Origin of the sequence: Paenibacillus taihuensis, assembly GCF_003386535.1 — a bacterium.
Taxonomy (GTDB): Bacteria; Bacillota; Bacilli; order Paenibacillales; family Paenibacillaceae; genus Paenibacillus_Z; species Paenibacillus_Z taihuensis.
In genome coordinates, this window is the sequence record NZ_QTTN01000062.1 from 20,031 (window position 1) to 27,274 (window position 7,244).

A 7,244-nucleotide genomic window follows, 5' to 3' on the forward strand; every position below is an offset into this window, starting at 1 on the left:
GTGGCTTTTTCGGAACGTATACAGTTTTAGTGGCAAGAGTAGTTGAGAGGAGCAGTGAAATCCAGTATGTCGTCGAATCAGCATACGTATGATGAAAGTCAGATACAGGTTCTAGAGGGGCTTGAGGCGGTACGCAAACGTCCCGGGATGTACATCGGTTCCACTAGCGGCAAAGGGCTTCACCATCTCGTATGGGAAGTCGTTGATAATAGTATTGACGAAGCGCTCGCAGGCTTCTGTACACGCATTGAAGTGTATATTCATGAAGATAACAGCATTACCGTTGTCGATAACGGCCGTGGTATTCCTGTCGGCGAGAATGTTAAGCTGAAGAAGTCGACGCTTGAAGTCGTTATGACCGTTCTGCACGCAGGCGGCAAGTTCGGCGGCGAAGGCTACAAAGTATCCGGCGGACTTCATGGCGTAGGTATTTCCGTCGTTAACGCATTGTCGGAACATGTAGAAGTAACCGTTAAGCGGGAAGGCAAGGTCTATAGACAAGAATATCGCCGCGGCGCGCCGCAGTACGATCTTCAAGTGATCGGTGACACTGACGAGAGCGGAACAACGACTCGTTTCAAGCCGGACCCAGAGATCTTCACAGAGACGACCGTTTACGAGTATGAGATCCTGCAAACGCGTATTCGCGAGTTGGCTTTCTTGAACAAAGGAATTGAGATTGCACTGACCGATGAGCGGACAGGAGCTCATCACACGTACAAGTATGAAGGCGGTATTATCGAGTTCGTCAAATACTTGAACCGCAGCCGCGAGGCGCTTCACGAAGTGCCGATCTACGTTGAAGGCGATAAGGACAACATTCATGTTGAAGTTGCGATACAGTATAACGACAGCTATACCGAGAATATTTATTCGTTTGCGAATAATATTAATACGCACGAGGGCGGTACGCATGAGTCCGGCTTTAAAAGCGCACTGACTCGGATCATTAACGAATATGCCCGCAAATCGAACTCGATCAAAGAGAGTGACAACAACCTCTCCGGCGATGACGTTCGTGAAGGCTTAACGGCGATTATTTCGGTGAAGATTCCAGAGCCGCAATTCGAAGGCCAGACGAAGACGAAGCTCGGGAACAGTGAAGTACGTGGTATCGTCGAGTCGTTCTTCGCGGAGAAGTTCCAAGAGTTCCTGGACGAGAATCCATCTGTCTCGAAGAAGATCGTTGAGAAGGGCCTTCAGGCATCGCGTGCGCGTGAAGCCGCACGTAAAGCCCGTGAGCTGACGCGCCGTAAGAGTGCGCTTGAAGTAAGCGCCCTTCCGGGCAAGCTGGCGGACTGCTCCTCCAAGGATGCATCCATCAGTGAAATCTACATCGTAGAAGGTGACTCCGCAGGTGGGTCGGCGAAGCAAGGTCGTGATCGCCATTACCAAGCGATCTTGCCGCTGCGGGGTAAGATTCTGAATGTTGAGCGCGCGCGTCTGGATCGGATTCTGTCGAATACAGAGATTCGTGCCATTATTACTGCACTTGGTACAAGCATTGCCGATGACTTCGACATTTCGAAGGCACGTTACCATAAAGTCATCATCATGACCGATGCTGACGTCGACGGAGCGCATATTCGTACGCTGCTCCTCACCTTCTTCTTCCGCTACATGCGTAAGATCATCGAGGCTGGCTATATCTATATCGCACAGCCGCCGCTCTTTAAGATCGAGCGCAACAAAGTGGTCCGCTATGCGCAAAGCGAGAAGGAACGTGATGCGATCATTGCGGAATTTGGTGAAGGCGCGAAAGTCAACGTACAGCGTTATAAAGGTCTCGGCGAGATGAACGCTTCCCAGCTATGGGAGACTACAATGGATCCAGAGAGCCGCACAATGCTGCAGGTTACGATCGAGGATGCGATCGAAGCAGATAATATTTTTGAAACACTTATGGGTGATAACGTTGAGCCACGACGTGAATTCATTCAGGAGTTTGCGAAATTTGTTAAAAACTTGGATATCTAAAAACAAGCAGCAAGCCGTCCGACGATTCGGGCGGCTTGTTTTTACTTGGCGCGGCGTTTGAATCTACCATACCCGACACAGTAACGGTGAATGCGGAGAAAGACGGACTTGTCGTTAAGCTTGCGGAAGATGAACGGATCCGGTAAAGTATTCACTTCCAAAATCCAGGGTAGGAACGATTCATCAATGGCGAGGTCAATACCGATCTCTTTCAAGCCGGGGTACTTGGTTTGCAGCTGACGTGCCGTTGAAGTGCCAATCTCGGCAAGCCATGTCTTATAGCCGTTGATCTGACCTTGCTGTAAATGCGGGCTCATCAGCTCGTCGATAGACATCGGCGTTCCGCCGCTATGATAGTTCGTGACGATCTTCTTCGGATGGCTAAGCCGGCCAATGATGCCGGTCGTCTCCCACATCCGTTGCGAATTGTGCTGAACCATGATGCGGATGTCGAAGCGGCGGCCTTCGTATCTCAGCAGCTGAATGCCTTGCTGAATCAAGTAACGCCGGCTGCCGATCAGCCGCTGAAGCGAACGTGCTAGTTCCTCGAATGAGGCGAACTGCATAATCTTCGTATCATGCTGGTAGGAGTAGGATATTTCGGATTGCTTTTCTACCCGGATAACGCCTATACCGAATGTGCCTTGATCGGGCTTCACATATAGCATGCCGAACTCTTGCAGCAGCTGCTCAAGCGAAGAAGGACTCCACACCTTCGTCACCGGAATACGGGCGCGCAGTTGTTCGGAATTTAACAGGACTTTGGTTTTGGCCCATTTGCTTTTCACACGTTGAATGGTCAACGAGGCTCCGCCTTTCGTAAGTGGAAGTAGAGGCTTATGCCTACAAGCCTGCAGGAGACATAGGTTGAAAACGATGTTATAATAGGGATAATGCCTATTTTTTGCTTTCATCGCTATTGGTGGAAATTATGATTTCATAATCATGTTACATTATGGCGGTTAAGGGCACGTGGAGTGGGCGTCTGCCCAACTTGATAAAGTTAAGTTTATGACCGATAAACGTTTAAGTACAGCTCAATTTAGAGAAAATGGTATCTATTACGCTGTTATACGATTATCCCTGCATCTAACGGGATTTGCAGCAACAGCAACCTGTTAGACGCTTATTGTTTATACGCAATCCCTAGGAGGTTTACGATGGCAGAAGAGAACAATCTGCAAGTGCGAGATCGCGATATCGGAGTCGAGATGCGCGAGTCGTTTATGGACTATGCAATGAGTATCATCGTGAGCCGTGCGCTTCCAGACGTTCGTGACGGACTGAAGCCGGTGCATCGCCGTATTCTATTTGCAATGTCTGAACTTGGAATGTCTCCGGACAAGCCTTATAAGAAATCTGCGAGAATCGTCGGCGAAGTAATCGGTAAGTACCATCCGCACGGCGACTCTGCCGTCTATGAAACGATGGTCCGGATGGCGCAAGACTTCTCGCTTCGTTACATGTTGATCGACGGTCACGGCAATTTCGGTTCCATAGACGGCGATATGGCTGCGGCGATGCGTTATACAGAAGCTAGGCTGTCGAAGATCGCAATGGAAATGCTTCGCGATATCAATAAAGAGACGATTGATTATGCGCCTAACTATGACGGAGAAGAGCATGAACCGACTGTTCTACCAGCTCGTTTCCCGAACCTGCTCGTTAACGGCTTGACGGGTATTGCCGTTGGTATGGCAACGAATATTCCGCCGCATAACTTGACGGAAGTCATTAACGGCGTACAAGCACTTATCAGCAACCCGGAGATTACTCCAATTGAGCTGATGGATTACATCAAGGGTCCAGACTTCCCGACGGCCGGCTTCGTAATGGGTCGCGAAGGCATGCGCCAGGCATATACGACTGGCCGCGGATCCGTAACTATGCGTGCACGTGCAACGATCGAGGAGAATGGCGGCAAAGCACGGATCATCGTACACGAGCTGCCTTACCAAGTCGTTAAAGCACGGCTAGTTGAGAAGATCGCTGAGCTCGTTCGCGAGAAGAAGATCGACGGCATTACCGATTTGCGCGATGAATCCGACCGCAACGGTATGCGTGTTGTTATTGAGCTTCGCCGTGACGTAACGCCGACGGTTGTACTCAACAACCTGTACAAACAAACACAGATGCAGATGAACTTCGGCTTCAACATGCTGGCGCTTGTAAAAGGCGAGCCGCGCACGCTGAACCTGCGTGATATTCTGTATTACTATTTAGAGCACCAAGTCGAAGTCATTCGTCGCCGTACGGAGTTTGACCTGAAGAAAGCGGAAGCCCGCGCCCATATCCTCGAAGGCTTGCGCATTGCGCTTGACCATCTGGATGAGGTCATTGCGCTGATCCGCGCTTCGCAAACAACGGAAGAAGCACGCAATGGCTTGATTACGCGCTTCAGCCTCAGCTACGATCAGGCACAAGCGATCCTCGATATGCGTTTGCAGCGCCTCACTGGTCTGGAACGCGACAAAATCGAGGCCGAGTATGCGGAGCTGCTCAGCAAGATTGCGGAGTATAAAGCGATCCTCGCTGACGAGCAGCTTGTCCTGCAGATTATTAGCGAAGAGCTCGAAGAGGTTAAAGAGAAATTTGGTGATGAGCGCCGCACAGAGATTATGGCGAGCGAAGACGAGATTTTGGATGAGGATCTTATTCCTCGTGAAGATGTTGTTATCTCGGTTACGCACTCCGGTTATGTGAAGCGTCTGCCAGTAACCACTTACCGCAGCCAGAAGCGGGGCGGTAAAGGGGTTATCGGCATGGACACGAAGGATACCGACTTCGTCGAGCATCTATTCGTATCCAATACGCACCACTTCCTGCTCTTCTTTACGAATAAAGGCAAGGTGTACCGCTTGAAAGCTTACGAGATTCCAGAGTTAAGCCGTACAGCGCGCGGAACGCCGATCATCAATCTGCTGCAAATTGAACAGGGCGAGACGGTCAACGCGGTAATTCCGGTTGAATCGTTCGAGCCGAACCAATTCCTGTTCTTTGCGACGAAGCAAGGTATCGTGAAGAAGACACCGCTTGATGACTACTCGAACATCCGTAAGGTCGGTCTCATTGCGATCAACCTGCGCGATGACGATGATCTCATCGGTGTGAAGCTCACTGACGGCAACCAAGAGATTATCATGGGTACAAGCCAAGGCATGTCGATCCGTTTCCCTGAGCAAGATGTACGCCCAATGGGCCGTTCAGCAACTGGGGTAAAAGGCATCAATACCGACGAGGGCGATCACGTTATTAGTATGGATACCGTTGTTCCTGAGAATGACGTGCTCATTGTTACAGCGAATGGTTACGGAAAACGGACGCCTATCAGTGAATACCGGAGCCAAAGTCGTGGCGGTAAAGGCATTAAGACACTCAACGTTACAGAGCGTAATGGTGCGATCGTTAGCCTCCGAGTTGTGCAGAATGATGAGGATCTCATGATTATGACCTCTGCCGGCACGATGATCCGTATGAGTATGGATGGTATCTCTTCCATGGGTCGTAATACGCAGGGCGTGAGGCTGATTAATATTCGTGAGGATGATTCAGTTGCTACAGTAACGCGAGTTGCCCGCAGCGAAGAATCAGATAACATCGATGAAGAAGCTGACGGTCAGGGGCCAGAGGAAAACTCCACTGACGAAACGTAGGATCGACTAACCGCAGGCAGGGTGGAGGAGAGTAAATGGCGACAGTAGCAGCTTCGCAAGTTAAGCTCGGGGACAAAATTGCACAAGACGTTCTCACCCCCCTTGGCAGTGTTCTTTTCCATAAAGGCAAAGTCATTATGCAGCGCGAGCAAGAGATTTTGCACGCGTTTATGGTGGCACAAGTTACAATAGAATCACCGATCGATAAGAAGGATGGCGAGGAGGCTGGCGCCGATAAATCCCAAGATGGGGCTAAGGATGCAGCAGCTTCTACCAAGTCGGCACTAGTTGAGCAGTATGATCTTACTGTCGTACTGCTCAAGAAGGTGTTTAAGCAGATGGCAAGCGGCGGAGTGGCATTCCCGATTCTTGAAGTTCGTAATCAGCTGGAGTGCTTGCTTCAATATAGCCAAGATTACAAGCTGCTGACGTTTGCATCACATAACGTTCCGACTGAGGATTACCTGTACCACAAAAGCGTGATGTCAGCCCTTTGTTGCTACATGATGGCTCAGTGGACGGGATTGCCTAAGAAGGACTGGGTGCAATCAGCGCTGGCGGGGCTGCTACACGATATCGGTAATGCCAAGGTCGACAGCAACATTCTCAACAAACCGACGAAGCTGACAACGGCTGAAGTCGAGGAGATGAAGCGGCATACCGTTCTTGGGTACCAATTGCTCAAAAATGTTGCGGGTCTCAATGAAGGCGTTAAGCTCGCAGTGCTTCAGCATCATGAGCGATATGACGGAAGCGGGTATCCGCTTGGCATCGGCTCTGAGAAGATTCATCCGTATGCGAAGTTTGTCGCGATCTCGGATATTTTCAATGCGATGACAATGAAGCGGGCGTATCGCAAAGCGTCGTCGCCATATCTGGTGCTAGAACAGCTGCAGCAGGACTCCTTCGGTAAGCTGGATGCCGCGTATGTTAGAACTTTCATCGAGAAGGCCACTCAGTTCCATAACGGTACAATCGTCCGGTTGAATGATGACCGGGTTGGAGAGATTGTATTCTCCGATCGCAATCACCCGACAAGGCCATGGGTAAACGTCGGTGGAACGATCGTAAACCTGGCGAACGAGAGGCAGTATTACATCGAAGAAGTACTGTCAAAATCAGGCTCGCAATAAATTGCATATGAGGGTTGACCTCGTATAGTTAACTGTGTTATATTATTTCTTGCCGCTTTTGAGGGCCGGATCGATATAACACAGTTTTTATTTAAACAATAAAAAAAGCTTGCAACGATGTAGGCGGATGTGATATATTAATCAAGTCGCCGCTGAGACATACGGTGGACGAAACAAGAAGTATTTGTTCTTTGAAAACTGAACAATGAGCGACCTGTCAAAAGGTCATACAATTAAGCTAGTTTTTTGAATGAGCTAACAAGCGAATTCATTTAGCGCAAATGGCTCCGCCATTTCGCCTTTATGGAGAGTTTGATCCTGGCTCAGGACGAACGCTGGCGGCGTGCCTAATACATGCAAGTCGAGCGGATCTTGCCTTCGGGTAAGGTTAGCGGCGGACGGGTGAGTAACACGTAGGCAACCTGCCTGTAAGACCGGGATAACATTCGGAAACGAATGCTAATACCGGATATGCAACTTG

4 protein-coding genes and 1 rRNA gene are annotated in these 7,244 nt (G+C 49.8%); 4 read left to right on the forward strand and 1 reads right to left on the reverse strand.

Annotated features, from left to right (window positions below; genetic code table 11):
* The first annotated feature begins 66 nt into the window (after window positions 1–66).
* Complete coding sequence (gene gyrB / locus A8990_RS29615) at window positions 67–1,977, forward strand: DNA topoisomerase (ATP-hydrolyzing) subunit B (RefSeq protein WP_116192622.1); 1,911 nt, start codon at window positions 67–69, stop codon at window positions 1,975–1,977.
* Between the two features lie 41 nt (window positions 1,978–2,018).
* Here gyrB and A8990_RS29620 read toward each other — a convergent pair whose 3' ends face one another.
* The gene (locus A8990_RS29620) at window positions 2,019–2,780 is read right to left on the reverse strand and encodes a YheC/YheD family protein (protein WP_116192623.1); all 762 of its coding nucleotides are present in this window, start codon (window positions 2,778–2,780) and stop codon (window positions 2,019–2,021) included.
* A 357-nt stretch (window positions 2,781–3,137) separates the two neighbouring features.
* On the opposite strand from A8990_RS29620, the gene gyrA reads away from it, so the two are divergent.
* From gyrA to A8990_RS29635, 3 genes are all read left to right on the forward strand, one after another.
* Entirely contained in the window at window positions 3,138–5,630 is a 2,493-nt protein-coding gene (gene gyrA / locus A8990_RS29625) for a DNA gyrase subunit A (RefSeq protein WP_116192624.1), read from the forward strand.
* Window positions 5,631–5,665: 35 nt separating this feature from the next.
* Window positions 5,666–6,763 carry an HD-GYP domain-containing protein gene (locus A8990_RS29630; RefSeq protein ID WP_116192625.1) on the forward strand — a complete coding sequence of 366 codons (1,098 nt, stop codon included), beginning with the start codon at window positions 5,666–5,668 and terminating at the stop codon, window positions 6,761–6,763.
* Window positions 6,764–7,063: 300 nt separating this feature from the next.
* Window positions 7,064–7,244 (forward strand): 16S ribosomal RNA (locus A8990_RS29635); the annotation flags it as partial.

What these genes read in the sequence shown, in the direction of transcription:
- gyrB (WP_116192622.1), top strand. Translation starts at nt 67, where the DNA reads ATGTCGTCGAATCAGCATACGTATGATGAAAGTCAGATACAGGTTCTA.
- gyrA (WP_116192624.1), top strand. Translation starts at nt 3,138, where the DNA reads ATGGCAGAAGAGAACAATCTGCAAGTGCGAGATCGCGATATCGGAGTC.
- A8990_RS29630 (WP_116192625.1), top strand. Translation starts at nt 5,666, where the DNA reads ATGGCGACAGTAGCAGCTTCGCAAGTTAAGCTCGGGGACAAAATTGCA.